The 21,683-nt window shown below is 73.5% G+C and carries 16 protein-coding genes, 1 pseudogene and 1 CRISPR repeat array; of the genes and pseudogenes, 13 read left to right on the top strand and 4 right to left on the bottom strand.

Annotation, left to right across the window (positions count from 1 at the left end; translation table 11 throughout):
* The first annotated feature begins 153 nt into the window (after positions 1-153).
* The 8 genes from ribD to ABD358_RS18455 all read left to right on the top strand — a co-directional run bounded on the left by ribD (position 154) and on the right by ABD358_RS18455 (position 6,286).
* A complete protein-coding gene (gene ribD, locus ABD358_RS18490; protein WP_344632164.1) occupies positions 154-1,311 on the top strand; it encodes a bifunctional diaminohydroxyphosphoribosylaminopyrimidine deaminase/5-amino-6-(5-phosphoribosylamino)uracil reductase RibD in 1,158 nt (385 codons plus the stop codon).
* Positions 1,312-1,953, top strand: a complete 642-nt coding sequence (locus tag ABD358_RS18485; RefSeq protein ID WP_344632163.1) for a riboflavin synthase — start codon at positions 1,312-1,314, stop codon at positions 1,951-1,953.
* A complete protein-coding gene (locus tag ABD358_RS18480) occupies positions 1,950-2,660 on the top strand; it encodes a nicotinamide mononucleotide transporter family protein (protein WP_344632162.1) in 711 nt (236 codons plus the stop codon). The genes ABD358_RS18485 and ABD358_RS18480 overlap by 4 nt, the downstream gene beginning before the upstream one ends.
* On the top strand, positions 2,657-3,976 hold the full coding sequence (locus ABD358_RS18475) for a bifunctional 3,4-dihydroxy-2-butanone-4-phosphate synthase/GTP cyclohydrolase II (RefSeq protein ID WP_344632161.1): 1,320 nt from the start codon (positions 2,657-2,659) through the stop codon (positions 3,974-3,976). The genes ABD358_RS18480 and ABD358_RS18475 overlap by 4 nt, the downstream gene beginning before the upstream one ends.
* 79 nt (positions 3,977-4,055) lie before the next feature.
* On the top strand, positions 4,056-4,541 hold the full coding sequence (gene ribH / locus ABD358_RS18470) for a 6,7-dimethyl-8-ribityllumazine synthase (RefSeq protein WP_344632160.1): 486 nt from the start codon (positions 4,056-4,058) through the stop codon (positions 4,539-4,541).
* A gap of 34 nt (positions 4,542-4,575) precedes the next feature.
* On the top strand, positions 4,576-4,848 hold the full coding sequence (locus tag ABD358_RS18465; RefSeq protein ID WP_031511193.1) for a phosphoribosyl-ATP diphosphatase: 273 nt from the start codon (positions 4,576-4,578) through the stop codon (positions 4,846-4,848).
* A gap of 69 nt (positions 4,849-4,917) precedes the next feature.
* The gene (hisG, locus tag ABD358_RS18460) at positions 4,918-5,766 is read left to right on the top strand and encodes an ATP phosphoribosyltransferase (protein ID WP_344632159.1); all 849 of its coding nucleotides are present in this window, start codon (positions 4,918-4,920) and stop codon (positions 5,764-5,766) included.
* Positions 5,767-5,830: 64 nt separating this feature from the next.
* Positions 5,831-6,286, top strand: coding sequence for a PH domain-containing protein (locus ABD358_RS18455; RefSeq protein ID WP_344632158.1), 456 nt, complete (start codon positions 5,831-5,833; stop codon positions 6,284-6,286).
* A 36-nt stretch (positions 6,287-6,322) separates the two neighbouring features.
* Here ABD358_RS18455 and ABD358_RS18450 read toward each other — a convergent pair whose 3' ends face one another.
* Positions 6,323-8,311, bottom strand: a complete 1,989-nt coding sequence (locus ABD358_RS18450; protein WP_344632157.1) for an AAA family ATPase — start codon at positions 8,309-8,311, stop codon at positions 6,323-6,325.
* Positions 8,312-8,757: 446 nt separating this feature from the next.
* Entirely contained in the window at positions 8,758-9,363 is a 606-nt protein-coding gene (locus ABD358_RS18445) for a uridine kinase family protein (RefSeq protein WP_344632190.1), read from the bottom strand.
* 110 nt (positions 9,364-9,473) lie between these two features.
* Here ABD358_RS18445 and ABD358_RS18440 point away from each other — a divergent pair, with 110 nt between their 5' ends.
* From ABD358_RS18440 to ABD358_RS18425, 4 genes are all read left to right on the top strand, one after another.
* The gene (locus tag ABD358_RS18440; protein WP_344632156.1) at positions 9,474-10,601 is read left to right on the top strand and encodes a sensor histidine kinase; all 1,128 of its coding nucleotides are present in this window, start codon (positions 9,474-9,476) and stop codon (positions 10,599-10,601) included.
* Positions 10,598-11,242, top strand: coding sequence for a response regulator (locus tag ABD358_RS18435; protein WP_344632155.1), 645 nt, complete (start codon positions 10,598-10,600; stop codon positions 11,240-11,242). The genes ABD358_RS18440 and ABD358_RS18435 overlap by 4 nt, the downstream gene beginning before the upstream one ends.
* Positions 11,243-11,399: 157 nt before the next feature.
* Entirely contained in the window at positions 11,400-12,578 is a 1,179-nt protein-coding gene (locus ABD358_RS18430) for a serine hydrolase domain-containing protein (protein WP_344632154.1), read from the top strand.
* A 253-nt stretch (positions 12,579-12,831) separates the two neighbouring features.
* Positions 12,832-14,199 (top strand): peptidase C39 family protein, encoded by a 1,368-nt coding sequence (locus ABD358_RS18425; protein ID WP_344632153.1) that lies wholly within the window; start codon positions 12,832-12,834, stop codon positions 14,197-14,199.
* 1 nt (position 14,200) lies between these two features.
* Here the strand turns inward: ABD358_RS18425 and ABD358_RS18420 are convergent, their stop codons facing one another.
* Together ABD358_RS18420 and ABD358_RS18415 are read right to left on the bottom strand one after the other, a co-directional pair.
* A complete protein-coding gene (locus tag ABD358_RS18420; protein ID WP_344632152.1) occupies positions 14,201-14,398 on the bottom strand; it encodes a tyrosine-type recombinase/integrase in 198 nt (65 codons plus the stop codon).
* 22 nt (positions 14,399-14,420) lie between these two features.
* Positions 14,421-15,237: pseudogene (locus tag ABD358_RS18415) on the bottom strand (IS5 family transposase).
* Positions 15,238-15,435: 198 nt separating this feature from the next.
* Positions 15,436-18,515: a CRISPR direct-repeat array (repeat unit 29 nt; unit sequence CGGACCACCCCCGCTCGCGCGGGGATCAC).
* Positions 18,516-18,644: 129 nt separating this feature from the next.
* Between ABD358_RS18415 and ABD358_RS18410 the strand changes: the two are divergent.
* Positions 18,645-21,566 carry a CRISPR-associated endonuclease Cas3'' gene (locus ABD358_RS18410; protein WP_344632151.1) on the top strand — a complete coding sequence of 974 codons (2,922 nt, stop codon included), beginning with the start codon at positions 18,645-18,647 and terminating at the stop codon, positions 21,564-21,566.
* Positions 21,567-21,683: the final 117 nt, after the last annotated feature.

Genomic DNA, 21,683 nt, shown 5'->3' with positions numbered 1-21,683 from the left:
CGGCCGGTACGCCGTCGTCGGCGGACATCCGCGCGCCCTTCGTGGACGCGGGGGGAGCCCCGGCGTCCGGCGCCGCCGTCCGTGTCCACGGGACCGCCCCAGGTCGTTCCGCGACCACCCCGGAGTCCGTGCCCGAAGAGGCAGGAGGACCCGGTGGCCGCAACCGCAGAGCACACCGCACGAGAGCGCGAACGCGACGCCATGCGCCGCGCCATCGCCCTCGCCGCCCGCGGCATCGGCTCCACCAGCCCCAACCCCGTCGTCGGCTGTGTCGTCCTCGACGCCTCCGGCCGCGTGGCGGGCGAGGGCTGGCACCGGCGCGCCGGCGGCCCCCACGCCGAGGTCCACGCCCTCGCCGCCGCCGGGGAGGCCGCCCGCGGCGGCACCGCGCTGGTCACCCTGGAACCCTGCGACCACACCGGCCGCACCGGCCCGTGCACCCGGGCCCTGATCGACGCCGGCGTCGCCCGCGTCGTCTACGCCGTCGCCGACCCCACCCCGGACGCCCGCGGCGGCGCGGCGACCCTCGCCGCCGCCGGCGTCGACGTCGAGGGCGGGCTGCTCGCCGACGAGGCCGCCGAGGTCAACGAGGCCTGGCTGACCTCGGTCCGGCTCGGCCGCCCGCACGTGCGGTGGAAGTACGCCGCCACCCTCGACGGCCGGATCGCCGCCGCCGACGGCACCAGCCGCTGGATCACCTCCGGCGAGGCCCGCGCGGACGTCCACCGGCTGCGCGCCGGGGCCGACGCCGTCCTCGTCGGCTCCGGCACCGCCCGCACCGACGACCCCCACCTCGCCGTCCGCGGCGTCCCCGGTGCCGTCCAGCCGCTGCGCGTCGTCGCCGACACCGAGGCCGCCGCCGTCAAGCCCGGCGCCCGCGTCCTGGACGGCGCCGCCCCCACCCTGGTCGCCGTCGCCGCCGACCTGCCCGGCCCGGCCACCGCCCACCTGGAGGGGTACGCCGAGGTCCTGCGGGTGCCGCGCGCCGCCCGGGGACGCGGCCTGGACGTCACCGCCCTGCTCGCCGCCCTGTACGAGCGCGGTGTGCGGTCCGTGCTGCTGGAGGGCGGCCCCACCCTGGCCGGGGCCTTCGCCGCCGCCCGCGCCGTGGACCGCGTCACCGCCTACCTCGCCCCCGTCCTGCTGGGCGCCGGGCCCGCCGCCCTCGGCGACGCCGGAATCACCACCATCGCCGACGCGTTGCGCCTGGAGGTGACCGGAACCGAGCGGCTCGGACCCGACCTGCGCGTCGACGCCGTCCCCGCCGCCTCCCGCCCCGCCCACCCCGCCCCCCAGACCCAGGAGTCCTGAGTGTTCACCGGAATCGTCGAAGAACTGGGCGAGGTCGTCGCCGTCGAGAAGCTGTCGGACAGCTCCCGCTTCCGGCTGCGCGGCCCCAAGGTCACCGAGGGCGCCGCGCACGGCGACTCGATCGCCGTCAACGGCGTCTGCCTGACCGTCGTGGACACCGCCGACGGGGAGTTCACCGCCGATGTGATGGCCGAGACCCTCAACCGCTCCAGCCTGGGTGTCCTCGCCCCCGGCGACCGCGTCAACCTGGAGCGCCCCATGGCGCTGGGCGGCCGGCTGGGCGGCCACCTCGTCCAGGGGCACGTGGACGGCACCGGCACCATCACCGAGCGCGTCCCCGGCGAGAACTGGGAGATCGTCAGGATCGCCGTACCGCCCCACCTGACGCGGTACATCGTCGAGAAGGGCTCCATCACCGTGGACGGCGTCAGCCTGACCGTGGTCGAGGCGAACGAGGCGGACTTCACCGTCAGCCTCATCCCCACCACCCTGGACCTCACCACCCTGGGCGTGAAGAGGACCGGGGACCCGGTCAACCTGGAGGTCGACGTCCTGGCCAAGTACGTCGAGCGGCTGCTCGGGCACCGCGCCGCCGGAGCCGCGTCCCCCGCTGTTGACGGGACCGCCGGAGCCGCCCGGTGAGCGCCCTGGAGTGGATCGACGGCACCCTCAACGGCACCGCCTTCGAGGCGTTCGGCCAGCCCGTGAAGTGGTCCGACATGGTCGGCAACACCATGGGTCTGATCGCCCTCGCCCTCGGCTGGGTGCGGTCCCTGTGGACCTGGCCCGCCCAGCTCCTGTCCGGGCTCGTCCTGGTGGCCGCCTACGCCTCCGCCCAGCTCGGCGGCGGCGTCGGCAAGCAGCTGCTGGTCATCGGCGTCGCCGCGTGGGGCTGGTACCAGTGGCGCCGGCACAGCGGCGCCGATGACGCCGACGGCGCCGGCAGCGCCGACGGCGCCGCCGGAACCGACGGCAAGGTCCCCGTGCGGTTCGCCACCTGGCGCGAACGCGCCTGGCTGGCCGGCGGAACGGCCGCCGGGACGCTCGCCGTGGGCGGCCTGTTCACGCTCGTCCCCGAGCTGTCCTGGAACCCGTGGCCCGACGCCTACATCTTCGTCGGCACCCTGGCCGCGATGGTCGCCCAGGCCCGCGGACTGGTGGAGTTCTGGTTCGCCTGGCTCCTGGTGGACCTCGTGGGCGTCCCGCTCGCCTTCGGCAGCGGCCTCGTCTTCTCCGGCCTGGTCTACGTCGTCTACTTCGTCCTCGTCCTGTGGGGCCTCCGCGACTGGTGGCTGCGCTCCCGCGACCGGAAGGCCACCGAACCCGCTCTGGAAGGAGCCGCGGCATGACCGTCCTGCACACCTGGCGACCGCACCACATCACCGTCCCCGACGAGACGGACCTGGTCCTGGACCCCGTGGAGCGGGCCGTCGCCGACATCGCCGCCGGCCGCCCCGTGGTCGTCGTCGACGACGCCGACCGCGAGAACGAGGGCGACCTGGTCGCCGCCGCCGAGCTGATCACCCCCGAGATCGTCGCGTTCATGATGAGCGAGTGCCGGGGCCTGATCTGCGCCCCGATGGAGGCCGCCGAACTCGACCGGCTGGACCTGCCGCAGATGGTCCGGAACAACACCGAGTCGATGGGCACGGCCTTCACCGTCTCCGTGGACGCGACCGCCGGGCACGGCGTCACCACCGGCATCTCCGCCGCCGACCGCGCCACCACCATCCGGCTGCTCGCCGACCCCGCCGCCGGCCCCGGCGACTTCGTCCGTCCCGGCCACGTCTTCCCGCTGCGCGCCCGCCCCGGAGGGGTGCTGGAACGCCCCGGGCACACCGAGGCCGGAGTCGACCTGGCCCGCCTCGCCGGCCTGCGCCCCGCCGCCGCCATCGTCGAGATCGCGGCCGAGGACGGCACCATGCTGCGCCTGCCGGAGCTGGTGCCCTTCGCCCGCAAGCACGGCCTGTCGATCATCTCCATCGAGGACCTGATCGCCTACCGCCGCTCCTCCTCCCCCGCGCCCGCCCCCCGGCCAGCCGTCCGCCGCGAGGCCGTCACCGCCCTGCCCACCGCCCACGGCGAGTTCCGCGCCCACGGCTACCGCTCCACCGCCGACGGCGTGGAGCACGTCGCCCTGGTCGCCGGCGACGTCGACGGCGCCGAGGACGTCCTGGTCCGGGTCCACTCCGAGTGCCTGACCGGCGACGTCTTCGGCTCCCAGCGCTGCGACTGCGGCCCCCAGCTCCAGGAGTCCCTGCGCCGCGTGGCCGAGGAGGGCCGCGGCGTGGTGGTCTACCTCCGCGGCCACGAGGGGCGCGGCATCGGCCTGCTGTCCAAGCTCCGCGCCTACCAGCTCCAGGAGAGGGGACGCGACACCCTCGACGCCAACCTGGAACTGGGCCTGCCCGCCGACGCCCGCGACTACGCCGCCGCCGCCGAGATCCTCGCCGACCTCGGCGTGCGCTCCCTGCGGCTGATGACCAACAACCCCGACAAGACCGCCGCCCTCACCCGGCACGGGGCACGCGTCACCGGACGCGTGCCGATGCCGGTCGAGGCGGGCGAGCACAACCTGCGCTACCTGCGCACCAAGCGGGACCGGATGGGCCACGACCTGCCCTGGCTGGACGGCGGGCCCCTGCCCGTCTGCGGCAGCCAGTGAGCCGGCCCGCCACCGAACGCCACACCCGGCCACCGGCCGGCGCACACCACGACCGCGACAAGACCCCGGGAGAAGCAACGTGAGCGGCAAGGGCGCACCCGAACTGACCGTCAAGAACTGCGGCGACCTGCGGGTGGCCGTGGTGGCCGCGCAGTGGCACCGGCAGGTGATGGACGGCCTGCTGGACGGCGCGCTGCGCGCCCTGGGCGACCTGGGCATCGACGAGCCCACCGTGCTCCGCGTCCCCGGCAGCTTCGAACTGCCGGTCGTCGCCAAGGTCCTCGCCGGCCGCGGCTACGACGCGATCGTCGCGCTCGGCGTCGTCATCCGCGGCGGCACCCCGCACTTCGACTACGTCTGCGAGGGCGTCACCCAGGGGCTCGTCCAGGTCTCCGTGGACACCGGGGTGCCCATCGGCTTCGGCGTGCTGACCTGCGACACCGAGGAGCAGGCCCTGGACCGGGCCGGCCTGGAGGGCTCCAGCGAGGACAAGGGCCACGAGGCTGCCACCGCGGCCGTCGCCACGGCCGCCACCCTGCGCACGGTCTCCGAACCCTGGCGCTGAGCGGGGCCGCCGACCCCGTAGGGTAGGGGGCACCATGGCGAACAAGACATTCGAGGAGCTGTTCACCGAGCTCCGGCAGAAGGCCGCCACCGGCGACCCCGCCACCTCCCGCACCGCCGAGCTGGTGGCGTCCGGCGTCCACACCATCGGCAAGAAGGTCGTGGAGGAGGCCGCCGAGGTGTGGATGGCCGCCGAGTACGAGGGCCCGGACCGGACGGCCGAGGAGATCTCCCAGCTGCTGTACCACCTTCAGGTGATGATGGTGGCGCGAGGCATCAGCCTCGAGGACGTATACGCTCACCTCTGAGCGCCGACGCCCCGCGCCACCGCGCCGAACCCACCGCCCACGCGACGACCGACGAAGGAAGACCACCCCATGCTGCGCATCGCCGTCCCCAACAAGGGTTCACTGTCCGAGCCTGCGGCGGCGATGCTCCATGAGGCCGGCTACCGGCAGCGCAAGGACCGCCGCGAACTGGTCCTGGTCGACAGCGACAACGAGGTCGAGTTCTTCTTCCTGCGCCCCCGGGACATCGCCGTCTACGTGGGCTCCGGCAAGCTGGACATCGGCATCACCGGCCGCGACCTGCTGCTGGACTCCGGAGCCGCCGCCGAGGAGATCATGCAGCTCGGCTTCGCCGCCTCCACCTTCCGCTACGCCACCCGCCCCGGCACGGCGCGCGACGTGAGCGAGTTCGGCGGCATGACCATCGCCACCTCCTTCGCCGGCCTGGTCGCCAAGCACCTGGCCGACAACGGCGTCGACGCCTCCGTCGTCCGGCTCGACGGCGCCGTGGAGACCGCCATCCAGCTCGGCGTCGCCGAGATCATCGCCGACGTCGTCGAGACCGGCACCACCCTGCGCAACGCCGGGCTGGAGATCATCGGCGAGCCGATCCTGGAGTCCGAGGCGGTCGTCATCCGCCGCACCGGCGCCCCCGACGACGACCCCAAGGTGCGGCAGTTCCTCCGCCGCATGCAGGGCGTCCTGGTGGCCCGGCGCTACGTGATGATGGACTACGACATCCGCGCCGAGAAGGTCGAGCAGGCCGTGGCCCTCACCCCCGGCCTCCAGTCGCCCACCATCTCGCCCCTCCACCACGAGGGCTGGGTCGCGGTGCGCTCCATGGTCCCCGCCAAGGACGCCCAGCGGATCATGGACGACCTGTACGACCTGGGCGCCCGGGCGATCCTCACCACCGGCATCCACGCCTGCCGGCTGTGAGCCGCGCCCCCGGCGACGCCCCGACGGCATCCCCGACGTCCCCCACCGAAGGAACCGCACCCCCGTGCCCGCCCCCGAACCCGGTCCCGGCCTGCCGGTGACCTTCCGGCCCACCCGGACCCGGATCGTCCTGCTGACGGTCGGCGTCGCGATCCTCGTCACCCTCATCGTGATCGCGATGCTGCTGGAGACCGCCGGGCCGGGGGAGCGGGCGGCGTTCGTCCTCACCGGCGTGCTGTTCCTCGGCGTCCTCGTCCTCCTCAGCCGCCCGAAGGTGGTGGCGGACGCCGGCGGGGTGACGGTCGTCAACCTCACCACCAAACGGCGGCTGGAGTGGGCGGAGATCGTCGGGGTCCACCTCCGCCCCGGCGACCCGTGGGTCCTCCTCGACCTCTCCGACGGCACCAGCCTGCCCGCCATGGGAATCCAGCCCGGCATCGCCAGGGAACGGGCCCTCAGGGACGCGAAGGCCCTGCGGGCCCTGGCCGACCGGTACGGCACGGGCCCGGCGGACGGCTGAGGCCCACCGGGCCCGCGGCCGCCGCGGGGCGCCGGCTCAGGAGGGGACCGGGGGCTCCGGCCGGGGCCCCTCCGGGCCGCGGCCGGAGAGCACCTCCCCGTAGGCCTGCATCAGGTCGGGCAGCCGCAGCGTCGCCAGGTCCTCCCGGGAGGGCGTGCCCGGGAAGCCGGACAGCCGCAGATCCCGGTAGGCGCAGGACTTCTCGTACAGCGTGCGCAGGAAGCGCCCGTTGCCCAGCTCGTCGATCCATCCCTGGTCCACCACGTGCCCACTGATGCTGCGCAGCTCCTCCAGGGCCTCCTCGTCCCACACGTCCCCGTTCTCGGCGGCCAGCACCTCGCCGATGGCGGTCAGCTCCAGGGGGCGGTAACTGGGGAAGTCCACGCGGGTGGTGAAGCGCGACCCCAGGCCGGGGTTGGCGGCGAGCAGCCGGTCCATGCCCTCCGGATAGCCGGCGAGTATCACCACCAGCCGGTCCCGGTTGTCCTCGGCGCGCTTGAGCAGCACCTGCAGCGCCTCGTCGCCGTACGCGTCGCCCTTGGAGTAGCCGGTGTTGGACAGGCTGTACGCCTCGTCCACGAACAGCACCCCGCCCAGTGCCGAGTCGATCAGCTCGTTGGCCTTCACCGCCGTCTGGCCGAGGAACTCGCCCACCAGATCGGCCCGCTGGGCCTCCACCAGGTGGTCGCCGCCCAGCAGGCCGAGCGCGTAGAACACCCTTCCCAGGATGCGCGCCACGGTCGTCTTCCCCGTCCCCGAGGGGCCGGAGAAGATGAAGTGCCGCTTGGGCGGCTGGACGGGCAGTCCCCGCTCGGCCCGCAGCCGCGCCATCTTCAGCTGCGCCGACAGCGCCCGCACCTGCCGCTTGACCGGCTCCAGGCCGACCATGCGATCCAGCTCGTCCATGGCCCGCTCCAGCAGCGCCGGGTCGGCCGGCCCCGCGGGGAACCGGGCGGACGTCCGGCGGCCGGGGGAGTCCGCCGTCCCGTGCCGCGCCCCGCCGGCCTCCGGCGGCACGGGCCCGGACGGAGCCCTTCCGGTGCCGCCGGACAGGAGGTCCCCGGAGGCCGGGCCGAACCCGCCGAGGCCACCGAGGCCGTCAGTGCCGTCGATACCGTCAACACCGTCAGCGCCGCCGATGCCGCCGAGTCCGGGGCCCGCGGCGCCGGGCGGCGGATCCCCGCCCTCCCAGGCGTCCGCGACCGTCACGGCCGTGTCCAGACCCCCCGTGTCGTCCAGCCCGTCGCCCTCGGCGATGGCGGTGAGCCGGGCGGAGGTGTCCATGAAGGCCGGATCCACCCGGTGCACCGCCCGGTACAGCGGCAGCGCCGCCGCGCTGCGCCCGGTCCCCTCCCGGGCCCGGGCCAGCCAGTAGCGCAGCTCCTTGCGCTGCGGCTGCTCGCTGCGGCAGCGCATCAGCGCGGCGGCCAGCAGCGGTTCGGCCTGCCCGTACATCTCCAGCCGCACCCTCGCCATGCCCGCGAACAGGCTCGCCTCCACGCCCAGCAGCGGATCGTCGACCAGCGGGTCGGTGTACCGGACGAGCAGCTCCCAGTCCTTGGCGAGATAGGCCCGGCAGGCGTGGAGAAACCGCACCTGCGGATCGGTCTCCACCGGCGGGCACTCGGCCAGGGCCCGGTCCAGCTCGGCGACGTGCCGGCCGTCCAGCCAGTGCGAGGCGTGCGCCAGCAGCAGGTCGCGCTCGGTCTCCAGCACCGGCTGCACCCACCAGCCCAGCCAGTACCAGGAGTTCAGGGGACGTCCGTGGCGGGCGCGCTGCTCGCCGAAGCGGTCGCGGTGCTCGTGCATGCGCAGCAGGGCGGTGGTGGTGTCGACGCGGAGGGCGTGCAGGCCCAGCCAGGCGTCGGCCATGCCCGGATCGAGCCGTACGGCGGCGCGGAACTCCTCCTCGGCGTGGGCGTAGCCGCCCACGGTGTACGCGTCCACCCCGCGGAGCCAGGCGAGATCGGCAGGGGCGTGCGTGCCATGGGTGTCCTGCGTGCCGTGGTCCCTCACGTCCCCCACGAGACATCCCCCGAGTGGTGTACGCCGGCCGGTCGCCCGACGGCGGTGTCGGTGTTCAACGGACCTGCCACGGACTGGAGTTGCCGCACACGCCTGGGCAACACCCCGGCAGCCCGCGGCATTTGGCATGGTACCTGCGCCACCGGCCCGGTCGTAGACGGCATAGGGGCAGGCCAGAGGTGAGACGGGGCGGCGCCCCGGGAGCACGGGGGAGCGGGCGGTCACACTCGGTGAGATGATCCGGAGGCCCGCGGACAGCGCGAAGCCCCCGATCACGGGGGAACAACCGGGGGCTTCGCGGACGGACGGCCCTTCCGGACCGCCGAGAGAGAACGTAGAACCTGGGCAGGGGGCCGGTCAAGCCGGAGGGACCGGAACGCGCCACCCGGCGGGACGGGAACGCTCAGAGCTGAGCGGATGTCACGGAGCGTGGCGGGGAAACGAGTTCACCGCGGCCCCGCCGGCCCCGGAAGCACCAGATGCCCGCCCGGGTGCTGCCGCACCAGCCAGTTCGCGTACGGACGGGAGGGATCGGCGGTGAAATGCCGGTGCTCCGCGCGTTCCCAGCCGTCCCAGAAGTCCGCGAGACCGGGACCGTCCCGCCGCCGTCCGCGCGCCCATGCCTCCCCGGCGGGCAGCTCCATCCACAGCAGGCAGGCCAGATGGGGGCGCAGGGCGCGGCGGCCCGCGCCGACCCCCTCCACCAGCACCACGGGCGCGGGCGGCAGCACACGCTCCTCCCGGAAGGCCCGGCGCACCCAGTCGTAGACCCCGTGGCGGGCGGGCTCCCCGCGCGAGAACGGAGCGACCACCTGCTCCAGGACGCGGTCGGCCCACGCGAACAGGGCGTCGTGACTGGCCACGTCGTCCAGGTGGAGCACCGGCGCCCCGCCGAGGGCCTCGGCCAGCCGGCCGGCCAGCGTGCTCTTGCCGGACCCCGCGTGCCCGTCCACCGCCACCAGCCGCACCGGGCCGCACGACGGCGGCAGGGCGCGCAGCCGCCGGGCGAGCCCGCCGAGACCGGCCGGGGAGGCGGGGGAGGGGACGCCCACGGGGACGCCGGGGGAACGGGAGACCACCGCTCCAGCGTACGACCGCCCGCCGGCGCCGCCGCCGCGCGGTCCGCGGGACGCCCGCCCCGCGTCTCTGACAGGGTGCCGTCATGGAACGCCTCACACGGCGGCTGCGGACGGCCGACCCCCGGATCGTGGACGCCGGGCTGGCCCTGCTGGTGCAGCTCGCGGTCACGATGCCCTTCGTCATACCGCGCCCGCCCCACTTCCCCCCGGCGACCTGGCCCGCCTACGCGCTGACCACCCTGGGAGTGCTGCCGCTGGTGTGGCGCAGGAGGGCGCCGCTGACGGTGCTCACCGCCGTCGTGGCGGCCCGGTTCCTCTACGAACTGGCCCTGGACGGGCCGGGACAGCCCCTGCCGTACGAGGGCCTGGTCGCCGTGTACACGGTCGCCGTGCTCTCCTCCCGCCGGCGGCGGACGGCGGCGTGCGCGGCCGGAGTACCGCTGATCGTCGTCGGTGTGGGCCTCAACACCGGCGAGACGCGGGAACTGTTCTTCACCCTCTTCTGCTTCTTCGGCGCCTACGCGCTCGGCCGCAGCAGGCTGCGGGCCGCCCGCGGGGAGGCCGAGCGGGCGGCGGCCCGCGAACGGGCCCGCATCGCACGGGAGATGCACGACGTGCTCTCCCACTCCGTGGCGATGATGGTCGTCCAGGCCGAGGCCGGGCCCGTCGCCGTGCGGTCCGCGCCCGAGCGGGCCGAGGCCGCGTTCGACGCGATCGCCGAGACCGGGAGGGAGGCGATGGCGCAACTGCGCGGAATCCTCGGCGTGCTGCGCGAGGACGGCGCCGCCGCCGTCCCGCGCGAACCGCAGCCCGCCCTGGCGGACCTGCCCGCCCTGGTGGAGCGGGTCGCCCGGAGCGGACCGCGCGTGACGTACACCGTCACGGGCGACGCGCGGCCGCTGCCGCCCGGCATCGAGACGACGGCCTTCCGCGTCGTCCAGGAGGCGCTGACCAACACGGCCCGGCACGCGTTCGCGAGCGAGGCCGCGGTGCGGCTCGCCTACGGGCCGCACACGCTGACCGTCACCGTCACGGACGACGGCCGCGGCCCGGCGCCCGGCGCCGTCCCGGGGCACGGGCTGACCGGGATGCGCGAGCGCGCCGCCGCGCACGGCGGCACGGCCCGCACGGGACCGGGCCCCGGAGGCCGGGGCCACCGGGTGGAGGTCACGCTCCCCCTCGTAGGATCCGCCCGGGAGGTGGGGAGTTGACGATCGGTGTGGTCGTGGCCGACGACCAGGAACTGGTGCGCGGGGGCTTCGCGATGATCCTGGACGCGCAGCCCGACATCGAGGTCCTCGCCGAGGCGGGCGACGGCGCCTCCGCGGTGGAGGCCGTGCGCCGCCACCGCCCCCAGGTGGTACTGCTCGACGTCCGCATGCCGGGCGTGGACGGCATCGAGGCGTGCCGGGAGATCTGCTCCTCCTCCGCCACCCGCGCGGTCATGCTGACCACCTTCGACTCGGACGAGTACGTGTACGAGTCCCTGCACGCCGGCGCCAGCGGTTTCCTCCTCAAGGACGTCCGCCGCGACGACCTCGTCCACGCGGTGCGGGTGGTGGCGGCGGGCGACGCGCTGGTCGCGCCGTCGGTGGCGCGCCGGCTGATCGCCGACTACACCCGCCGCAGGCGCTCGCCGTCCCCCGGCAGACTGGCGGCGCTGACCGACCGCGAACGCGAGACGCTGACGCTCCTGGGCAGGGGCCTGTCCAACGCCGAGATCGCGGCCGAGCTGGTGGTGAGCGAGCACACCGTCAAGACGCACGTGAGCAACGTCCTGTCGAAGCTGGGACTGCGCGACCGCGTCCAGGCCGTCATCTGCGCCTACGAGACCGGCCTGGCCGGCACCTGACGCCCCGCCGCTCCCCCGCGCCGCCCGGCCGCGCGTGCGGTCTCACCCGTGCGGGGGAGGACGGGGATCGCCCGCTCCGGCGATCCGCCCGGATCCCCTCGCCCACCAGGATGGGAACCGCCGACACACCCGGACGATCCCCCTTGGAGCAGCGAGAATGAACCTCCGCACCCGTACGGCCCTGTGCGCCTTTCTGGCCCTGGCGGTGGCCGCCGGCCCGGCCGCGCCCGCCTTCGCCGACGCCCCGGGCCGGACCCCCGCGCACGCCCCGGGCGTCCACGCCCCCGGCGAACCGGACACCGGGCGCCTGGACACCGAGGCCCTGGAGCGGGCCATCGCCGACCTGCCCGCCGACGACGCCACGGCCGCGGTCGTGAGGGTCTCGGGCCGGGACGGCACCTGGCGGGGGGTCGCCGGCGTCCGCGACCTGGAGACCGGGCGGAAGGCGATCGCGGACGGCCGGTTCCGGGCGGGCAGCGTGACCAAGGTCTTCACCGCGGCCGTCGTCCTCCAACTCGTCGCCGAGGGCCGCGTCGCCCTGGACCGCCCGGTGCGGGAGTACCTGCCGGACCTGGTCCCCGCCGACCGGTCCTCGATCACCGTCGCCCACCTGCTCAACCACACCAGCGGCCTCGCACCCGCCGACGGCCCCGGGGACTCCTTCGCCGACCAGTACGCCCACCGCTTCGACTCCACCACCCCTCGGGAGACGGTCGCCTCCGCGATGGCCAAGCCGCGGAGGTTCGCCCCGGGGAAGCGCCAGGACTACCTCAACATCAACTACACCCTCCTCGGACTGCTGATCGAGGAACTGACCGGAACCTCGTACGAGCACCAGGTGCGAAGCCGGATCCTGAAGCCGCTGCGCATGCGCGACACCTGCTTCCCCGGGAACGGCGTCCGCATCCCGGGCCGCCACAACCGCGGCTACCAGAGGACCGCCGACGGCCTGCTCGACGTCACCGAGTGGAACGTCTCGGCCGGCTGGGCCGCCGGGGACGTCATCTCCACCGCCGCCGACCTGGAACGCTTCGCCCATGCGCTCTTCGGCGGCGAAGTCGTGCCGAAGGAGCGGCTCCGGCACATGCTGGAGGTCCCCGAGGGGATCGAGGGAGCCGAGTACACCATGGGCATGGCCCGTATGACGCTGCCCGACGGCACCGTCGGATACGGCAAGACCGGCGGCCGCCACGGCTACTCCACCGGCATGGGCGCCACCCTCGGCCGCGACGGGCGCGTCGAGCGCGTGGTCGTCTACTCGGTCAACTCCACCGACGCCAAGGCGGAGGACGGGAACACCAGGGGCCTGCCGATCGTGCTGGCCGCGCTGCGGTGAGCCGCGGAGGCGCCGGACCGGGGACCGCCGCCCCGGGTCCGGCGCCTCCCGCGGGACGCCCGCGCGGCGCCCCGTACGTCAGAGGCCGAGACCAATGAATCCGGGTGACCGGCAGACGCGAGCACTGGCCCCGCCGATCCACCGGGGGCAAGATGAGGACACCTCACGGTGCCCCCGCCGCACCGCATCCGCCGCACCCGCGCGGTTCCCGGACGCGGCCTCCCGCACGTACCGACTCACGGAAGGACCGGGCATGACCGACAGCAGACCGGCCACCCGCCGTACAGTCATCGCCGCCGCGCTCGCCACCGCGGCGACCGCCGCCATGGGCTCCCCGGCCGCCGCGTCCCCGGCAGCCGCCCCCGCGGGCCGCCGCCGCGGGAACTCCACCGTGGACTACCGCGCATGGACCTCCGCCCTCGACTGGCGCACCGGAACGGGGAAGGGCACCCGCGTGGTCACCGGACGCCGCCCCGGCATCGCGCTCGCCTCCCCCGCGGGCACCACCGCCTACACCGACCCGCACACCGGCCGCACCGCCTCCTGGGAGTACGCCGTCTGGACCTCCCCGGCACACCGCCTGCCGGTGCCCGCGAGCGAACTCGTCGCCTCCTGGAACGCCCACACCCCCGCCGGCACCTGGATCCGGATCGAGATGCTCGGCACCTACACCGACGGCACCGACACCCCCTGGTACACCCTGGGCGTCTGGGCCTCCGGCGACCAGGACGTCCGCCGCACCTCCGTGGACGACCAGGGCGACGGAAAATCCAGCATCTGGACGGACACCTTCTCCATCGACGACACCGACACCGGACCGCGCCTGGCCTCCTACCGGCTGCGCGTCACCCTCCACCGCGCCCCCGGCAGCGGCGCCACCCCGGTGGTCTGGCGGCTGGGAGCCATGGGCTCCGACGTCCCCGCCCGCTTCGAGGTCCCGGCCACCGCGCCGGGCGTGGGCGCGGGCGTCGAACTGAACGTCCCGCGCTACTCGCAGAACATCCACATCGGCCAGTACCCCGAGTACGACAACGGCGGCGAGGCGTGGTGCAGCCCCACCTCGACGCAGATGATCGTCGAGTACTGGGGACGCCGGCCCTCCGCGGAGGACCTGGCCTGGGTCAACCCCGAGTACGCCGACCCCCAGGTCTGCCACGCGGCCCGCTTCACCTACGACTACCAGTACGCCGGCTGCGGCAACTGGCCGTTCAACACCGCCTACGCCGCCACCTACCCCGGCATGCAGGGCATCGTCACACGCCTGGACTCCCTCACCGACGCCGAGCGCCTGATCCGCGCGGGCATCCCCCTGATCACCTCCCAGTCCTTCATGGAGTCCGAACTCGACGGCGCGGGCTACGGCACCGCCGGCCACCTGATGACCGTCATCGGCTTCACGGAGGACGGCGACGTCATCGCCAACGACCCGGCGAGCGACAGCAACGAGGCGGTCCGCCGCGTCTACAAGCGGAGGCAGTTCGAGAACATCTGGCTGAGGACCAAGCGCTACAACGCCGAAGGCCAGGTCAGAAGCGGCACGGGAGGCATCTGCTACATCCTCTTCCCGGCCAAGCCAGCACCAAGTCAGCACCGCGCTCTGCGCCGACTCGGCATCCGCTGAGCTACCGCAGTGCGAAGGCGGCCCCGACGACCTGACGGCAGCGCTCGCTGCCGTCCTGGGTGAGGTGGCCATAGCGGTCCACCGTGACCCTGATGGATCGGTGACCCATCCAGCGGGACACCTCGTGGAGGGGAACACCGTTACTCAGGGTCACGGTGGCCCATGCGTGCCGCAGATCATGCGGGTTGTACTCCCTCATGTTCAACCGCTTGGAGCGTGTCTCACGTGGCGATCTGTGTGAGTTTCTTGCAGCAGGTCAAGGCGGCTGCGAGGCCGAGGAAGGCCAGGAAGTGGCTGCCTTTGCGTTCGTACCGGACGGTGAGGCGGCGGTAGCCGAACAGCCACGAGAGCGATCGTTCGATCTTCCAGCGGTGCCGTCCGAGCCGCTCGCTGGAGTCGATCCCGGGCCGGGCGATGCGCGGGACGATACGGCGTTCGCGCAGCCAGCGCAGGTGCTCGACGGAGTGGTACGCCTTGTCCGCGCGGAGCCTTCCGGGCCGTCTGCGCCGGGGCCGCGCCGGGACCGGACCGCGGGTAGGCCCCTCACCAGGGGCTTGAGGGCATGGATGTCATGGACGTTGGCACCGGAGACCGCCACGGCCAGCGGCAGGCACTGGGCGTCGGACAGAACGTGGAGCTTGCTGCCCTTCCTGCCCCGGTCGACCGGGTTGCGCCCGGTCAGCGAGCCCTCTTTTTCGCCCGCACACTCGCCGCGTCCACGATCGCCGCGGTCCAGTCCACCTCGCCCCGGGCCCCGAGTTCGTCCTGCACCGCCCGGTGCAGCCGGCGCCACACACCGGCCTCGGTCCACAGGGTGAACCGGCGGTGCGCCGTGGCCGGGGAGACTCCGAAGGTCTCCGGCAGATGCCACCAGGCGCACCCGCTGGTCAGCACGTACACCACAGCGGTGAAAGCGGCTCGCTCGTCCACCGGAGCGGTCCCGCCACCCTGCGGCCGAGACGTGAACTTCGGCAGCAGCGGAGCCACCAACTCCCACAGCCCATCGGGAACCAAACGCTGCGACAGACCCACACTCACGGCCATCCATCATGCCGCACCGAACCCACCACGTGAGACACGCCCATAGCCTTGAACAGGACGACGCTGTTGCACAGTAGTCCCAGCCCTGTTGGGGACGGCGCGCCGTCATCCGGGCAGTTTCGCGGTCGGGGGAGTCGGGGGCATGTGGGCTGGTGCAGGTCGCGGCGCCTGACCACCGATCGCTCCGTGGTGCAGCGGACCGCCCCCGCTCGCGCGGGGATCACACGCCGGCGCGGTCCCGGCCGAACCGGGAGAACGGACCACCCCCGCTCGCGCAGGGATCACGGCCTGGCCTGGCCGCTGTCCTGGCCGCTGTCCGGACCACCCCCGCTCGCGCGGGGATCACGCGCGCCCATTTGCGGATCAGCCGCACCAGGTCGGACCACCCCCGCTCGCGCGGGGATCACGTCGGGCCGGTCGTTGGTCACGTCTGCTGAGCCGGACCACCCCCGCTCGCGCGGGGATCACCGCACCCTGCGCAGTTTCAGCCGCCGCGCAAACGGACCACCCCCGCTCGCGCGGGGATCACGCGCGCCCATTTGCGGATCAGCCGCACCAGGTCGGACCACCCCCGCTCGCGCGGGGATCACGTCGGGCCGGTCGTTGGTCACGTCTGCTGAGCCGGACCACCCCCGCTCGCGCGGGGATCACCGCACCCTGCGCAGTTTCAGCCGCCGCGCAAACGGACCACCCCCGCTCGCGCGGGGATCACGACCGCCGGAAGACGCTCCGAACCCCGGAGCACGGACCACCCCCGCTCGCGCGGGGATCACACCTTCGGGACGCGGAGCCTGTCCCAGGAGGTCGGACCACCCCCGCTCGCGCGGGGATCACTCCAGCTCGTAGGTGATGCGCCGCAGCCGTGCCGGACCACCCCCGCTCGCGCGGGGATCACGTCGCGCTCGCGGATGACGCGGACGCTCGCCGAGGACCACCCCCGCTCGCGCGGGGATCACGCTCGTCGCCTCAGGTCCTCCGGTGTGTCTCTCGGACCACCCCCGCTCGCGCGGGGATCACGTCCGCCGGGGTGCGATCCCGCGGGCGGCCCGCGGACCACCCCCGCTCGCGCGGGGATCACCGCAGAGGGCATCCCTTGGTTGCGGCCCGGTACGGACCACCCCCGCTCGCGCGGGGATCACGAACGCCGCCTGGCCTCGCGGACGGCCACGGACGGACCACCCCCGCTCGCGCGGGGATCACGCGCCCAGCCGAGGTCAGTCATCGTCGTTCCCCGGACCACCCCCGCTCGCGCGGGGATCACGTCTTGAGGCGGGGCTCGTCGGCCAGGATGTTCGGGCCACCCCCGCTCGCGCGGGGATCACTGGGCCCCGAGGTCCAGCAGCCAGGCGAGAGCCGGACCACCCCCGCTCGCGCGGGGATCACGACGGTGCCTGCACCTACTACTCCGCGGAAGTCGGACCACCCCCGCTCGCGCGGGGATCACCCCGACCACCACGATTGGTCGGGCACCTCGTGCGGACCACCCCCGCTCGCGCGGGGATCACGGGACCGGGTCGGGGATCTTGTCCACGCCGGGCGGACCACCCCCGCTCGCGCGGGGATCACAGCGCGCCGGCGAGGTTGATGACGGTGGTCGTCGGACCACCCCCGCTCGCGCGGGGATCACGCGAGGATGGCGTTCGCGACCGGGTCGGGCGTCGGACCACCCCCGCTCGCGCGGGGATCACTCCATCGCCACCGGGATCAGCACGGCGATCTTCGGACCACCCCCGCTCGCGCGGGGATCACGCGGGAGAGGCGCTCTCGCGGGCACGGGCGGCCGGACCACCCCCGCTCGCGCGGGGATCACCGCGTGTACTGGGCGGCCAGGTCCGGCCGCTCCGGACCACCCCCGCTCGCGCGGGGATCACGGCATCGACGCCAGCAGCCGCTCGGCGAACTCCGGACCACCCCCGCTCGCGCGGGGATCACTGCGAGGGCGATCCGGCCGCCGACGCGGACGGCGGACCACCCCCGCTCGCGCGGGGATCACCCGGTCGCCGACGCGGACGGCGTCTCGGGGGCCGGACCACCCCCGCTCGCGCGGGGATCACGGGGCGTAGTGGCCCTTGCGTGGCCGGAGGATCGGACCACCCCCGCTCGCGCGGGGATCACGAAGGCCGCGTGACCGGCGAGCAGCTCACTCTCGGACCACCCCCGCTCGCGCGGGGATCACGGAGCCTGGCTGCTGACCGCCGCGACCATCAGCGGACCACCCCCGCTCGCGCGGGGATCACGATCAGGCGGTGCGGTCGTCCGTCGTTTCCTGCTGGACCACCCCCGCTCGCGCGGGGATCACGTCAGGTGGCGGTGCGCCGTGCGTCTGCCCGCCGGACCACCCCCGCTCGCGCGGGGATCACCGGTGGAAGGGGTGCCAGGGCGGTACGGACGTCGGACCACCCCCGCTCGCGCGGGGATCACTCGCGGGTGGCCTGCTCCAGCAGGGCGGGCCGCGGACCACCCCCGCTCGCGCGGGGATCACTCGGCCTGCGCCGCCCGCTGCTCGGCCGCCGTCGGACCACCCCCGCTCGCGCGGGGATCACCGTCCGAGTTCGCGGGCGATGGCGTTGCGTCCCGGACCACCCCCGCTCGCGCGGGGATCACGCCCACGCCGAGGGCCAGCGGCACCGGGACCGCGGACCACCCCCGCTCGCGCGGGGATCACTCGTTCACGAACCCGCGCGCGTTCGGCGACAGCGGACCACCCCCGCTCGCGCGGGGATCACTCATCCGAGCAGCCGCAGCGTTCGAGGACCTGCGGACCACCCCCGCTCGCGCGGGGATCACGATCGACACCAGCAGCGCCACGGCCGTCAGCGAGGACCACCCCCGCTCGCGCGGGGATCACTCCTGGGCACGGGTCCACACCGTCAGCGACAGCGGACCACCCCCGCTCGCGCGGGGATCACAGCCGGGCGATGCGGATGGTGGTGTCGCCGAACGGACCACCCCCGCTCGCGCGGGGATCACGCCAGCGCCTGCGCGGTGGGCATCGCCCACCGCGGACCACCCCCGCTCGCGCGGGGATCACCAGGTGGTGCTGCGCCTCCTGCCCGGAAACGCCGGACCACCCCCGCTCGCGCGGGGATCACTCGGTCACCGTCAGGAAACGGTGGCGCCAGTCCGGACCACCCCCGCTCGCGCGGGGATCACAAGTAGAACAGACTGGTTCCGCGCCGCATGTACGGACCACCCCCGCTCGCGCGGGGATCACGAGGGACGGGGCACTGGCGTGTCTCCGGGGGCTGGACCACCCCCGCTCGCGCGGGGATCACCCTTCCTGAGCTGCACTGTTAGGAGCACTTTGCCATTGCTTGACCATTGCCCGTCATCGTCACCTCCCCATGGTGTCAGAGGCATGTGATGGAGTGCCTGTCTCATGTAACGTCCAGGGAAGGCGCGACGTGGTCGATGTGCGGTTGTGCGGAAAGTCTGAGGGGCTGGCGGAGCCTTACCCCGTCATCGGGCACCTCATCGACTCGGCAATGGTATGCGGGGCCGTGTGGGACAACGTGCTGACCGAGGGGCAGCGCGATCGGATCGCGAAGGCGCTGGAGGTTGACCTACCGGAAGCCAGGCGAATCGTCATGTTCTGGGCTGGATTACATGATCTGGGCAAGATCATGCCGCAATTCCAGGACATGATCCTCAAGGAGCGGTCGGGATACTGCGGGTTCCTCAGCGAGGAGGCTTACGCGCACGACCGGCAAGCCGACGGCAAGGCCGGCAGGACGCGTCACGAGAATGCCACGCACGGGGCTTTGCCGCAGCTGCTGGCCCAGCTCGGTTACCCGGTCGCAGGGGGACGTCCTGCGAAACTCCTGCTGACTCAGGTGGCTCAGATCCTGGGCGGGCACCACGGGCGTTACCCACTGGACAACGATCCGCGGGATCTGCGCAACCCTCTGGCCCGGCTTCCCGAACTCGGTTCCGGTGCCTGGGCGGAGCAGCGGCAGGAGCATGCCGAGGCTTTGCACGAGGTGCTGGGGCGGCCTGCTGTACCCGACTGCCGCGCAATGCCGCCGACCACAGCGGTCGTGGTTGCCGGGATGGTGATCGTCTCCGATTGGATCGCCAGCCAGGAGCATGTGATCGAGACCCAGCAGAAAGCAGACGGGGCGCAGGCGGGCTTCGGTTCCCGCGCCTCGTTGCGAGTCCATGCGCGCAACGCGGAACGTATGGCGCCCGCTCTGCTGGAGGATGCCGGCCTTGGGCGGGCTTCCCTCAGGACCGGCGGGTTCCGTGACCTGTTTCCGCGTATCCGGTCGCCCTTCCCGCTGCAGCTGAGTGTCGAGGAGGGGTTGTCCGGCGCCGGTCTGCGGGGGCCGGGCGTCCTGCTGGTGACAGCGCCGACAGGAGACGGCAAGACGGAGACGGCGCTGTATGCCGCATCGCTGATGGGAGCAGCCTGCGGAAGCAGCGGGCTGTTCTTCGCCCTGCCGACCCAGGCCACGGCGAACCAGATGTACGGCAGGCTCGTGGCGTTCGCCGAGCGAAACCTGCTGGATCCGGCTCAGCTGACTCTGCTGCACGGCGCGGCCGACCTGTACCTTCCCTACGCCGGATCGCAGCGCGACGCCCCTGCGGACGTTCCTGAGCCGCGCGTGCTGTCCGACTGCGAGCCGGGTGCCGAGAGGAACGCAGGGATCTCCGTCGAGGCAGGACGCTGGCTGCGCAATCGCGGACGGGGCATCCTGGCGCCGCTGGCCGTCGGCACGATCGACCAGGCCCTGATGGGCGTCCTGCCACTCAAACGGAACGCACTGCGGCACCTGGGTCTGTCCGGGAAGACCGTGGTGATCGACGAGGCACACGCCTACGACGCCTACACCCACGCACTGCTGCTCCGGCTGCTGGAGTGGCTGGGAGCCCTGGGCGCCCCGGTGGTGCTGCTGTCCGCCACACTCACCGGTGACATCGCGCGCGGGCTGGTACGGGCCTACCTGACCGGCGCCGACCCCTCCAACTCCTCCCGCGAGATACCCGTACCGGCCTATCCCGGGTGGGTCTACGCCTCCGCACGCGGCGACCTCGTCCTCGAGCCCGCCGGACCGCTCCGCAGCGAACGGGAGCGCAAGCTCGTGGTGGACGTCCGCCACGTCGTGCACACCTACGAGCCGGAGCGGGCCGACGGCCGGCTGGCTGCCGTGCTCGACGAGCTCGACAGCGTGGCCGATGGGGGCGGGTGCGCGGCGGTCATCTGCACCACCGTCGCCGAGGCCCAGCAGACCTACGAGGCGCTCCGCGACCACTACCGCTCCCGCTACGGACAGGGCTACCTGGGTTGGGACGACCGCTCGGCGGAGGACGGCGAGCGGGAGGACGCCGCGGCAGGCCCCCGGCTGCGGCTGCTTCATGCCCGGTTCCCCGCACGCCGTCGCGCCGAGATCACCGCAGAGGCCGAGAGCTGGTTCGGCCGTACGGACAAGCCCGGAGTGCGTCGGCCCGCCGGCCCGCGCGGAGCTGTCCTGGTCGCCACCCAGGTGATCGAGCAGTCCCTCGACCTCGACTTCGATCTGGTGGTCTCCGACTTGGCGCCCATGGCCATGCTGCTGCAGCGGGCGGGCCGGATCTGGCGCCACCTGGATCCGCCGCCGTCCCGCCCTGCCTGGACGGAGGCTCCCAGGCTCGTCGTGCTGGCTCCCGTCGGAAAGGACGGCCATCTGGCGATTCCGAGGACGTGGGGTGAGGTGTACCAGCCCTCTCTGCTCCAGCGGACCCTGGAACTGCTGGACCGGCGCAACGGAACACCGATTGCCGTTCCCGACGACGTCCAGACCCTGGTGGACGACGTGTACGCGGAGGAGTTCGTCTCCGCCGCCCCCGACAAATTGATGGAGCGGGATTTCCGGCGGCTGGCGGACGACATGGCCCGCAGCGCCATGGCCGACATGGTCGCCCTGCCCCCACCGCACCGGGTCACCTCACTGCACCCCCTGACCACCAGCGACGCCGACGAGGAGCTGGTGCGTACGCGCCTGGGAGCCGAGGCCGTCCAGGTGCTGCCGGTGTTCGAGAACGAGGACGGGCGGTGGCTGGACGAAGGATGCAGCATCCCGCTGCCGGAGTCCGGCCGGGGGCGGAAGGGGCGCTTCACCTCGTCCGAGGTCCGGGAACTGCTCGCCTATGTCGTGCCCCTTGCCCACGGAGATTGGCGCAAGGCGTGCGGACCGGCGAACGAGCCGCCTGCCGCCTGGAGCAAGGAGTCCCGGTTGGCCCGCATCGTTCTGCTGCCCCAGCGCGTGACGGGCGACGGGACAGTCGGGGCGCTGCTCGGAAAGTCCGTGATCACTTATGACTATGCGCTGGGTTTGATCAAACGATGAAAGGATTTGATCGCTTGAACAACTCGAGTACTCATCTTCACGGAATCTGTGGACGCAGGGTGCTCGACTTCTCTAATCTCTTTCCCGTCGCCGCGACGAACTGGGCACTTGCCGACC

It is taken from the genome of Streptomyces glaucosporus, assembly GCF_039533345.1.
GTDB lineage: Bacteria > Actinomycetota > Actinomycetes > Streptomycetales > Streptomycetaceae > Streptomyces > Streptomyces glaucosporus.
Note: the sequence above shows the minus strand (reverse complement) of the source record. Positions and strands in the feature narration are given on the sequence as shown.

Coding starts and splice junctions, on each gene's coding strand:
- ABD358_RS18425 (WP_344632153.1), top strand. CDS start 12,832: ATGACCGACAGCAGACCGGCCACCCGCCGTACAGTCATCGCCGCCGCG.
- ABD358_RS18420 (WP_344632152.1), bottom strand. CDS start 14,398: ATGAGGGAGTACAACCCGCATGATCTGCGGCACGCATGGGCCACCGTG.
- hisG (WP_344632159.1), top strand. CDS start 4,918: ATGCTGCGCATCGCCGTCCCCAACAAGGGTTCACTGTCCGAGCCTGCG.
- ABD358_RS18475 (WP_344632161.1), top strand. CDS start 2,657: ATGACCGTCCTGCACACCTGGCGACCGCACCACATCACCGTCCCCGAC.
- ABD358_RS18430 (WP_344632154.1), top strand. CDS start 11,400: ATGAACCTCCGCACCCGTACGGCCCTGTGCGCCTTTCTGGCCCTGGCG.
- ABD358_RS18465 (WP_031511193.1), top strand. CDS start 4,576: ATGGCGAACAAGACATTCGAGGAGCTGTTCACCGAGCTCCGGCAGAAG.
- ABD358_RS18440 (WP_344632156.1), top strand. CDS start 9,474: ATGGAACGCCTCACACGGCGGCTGCGGACGGCCGACCCCCGGATCGTG.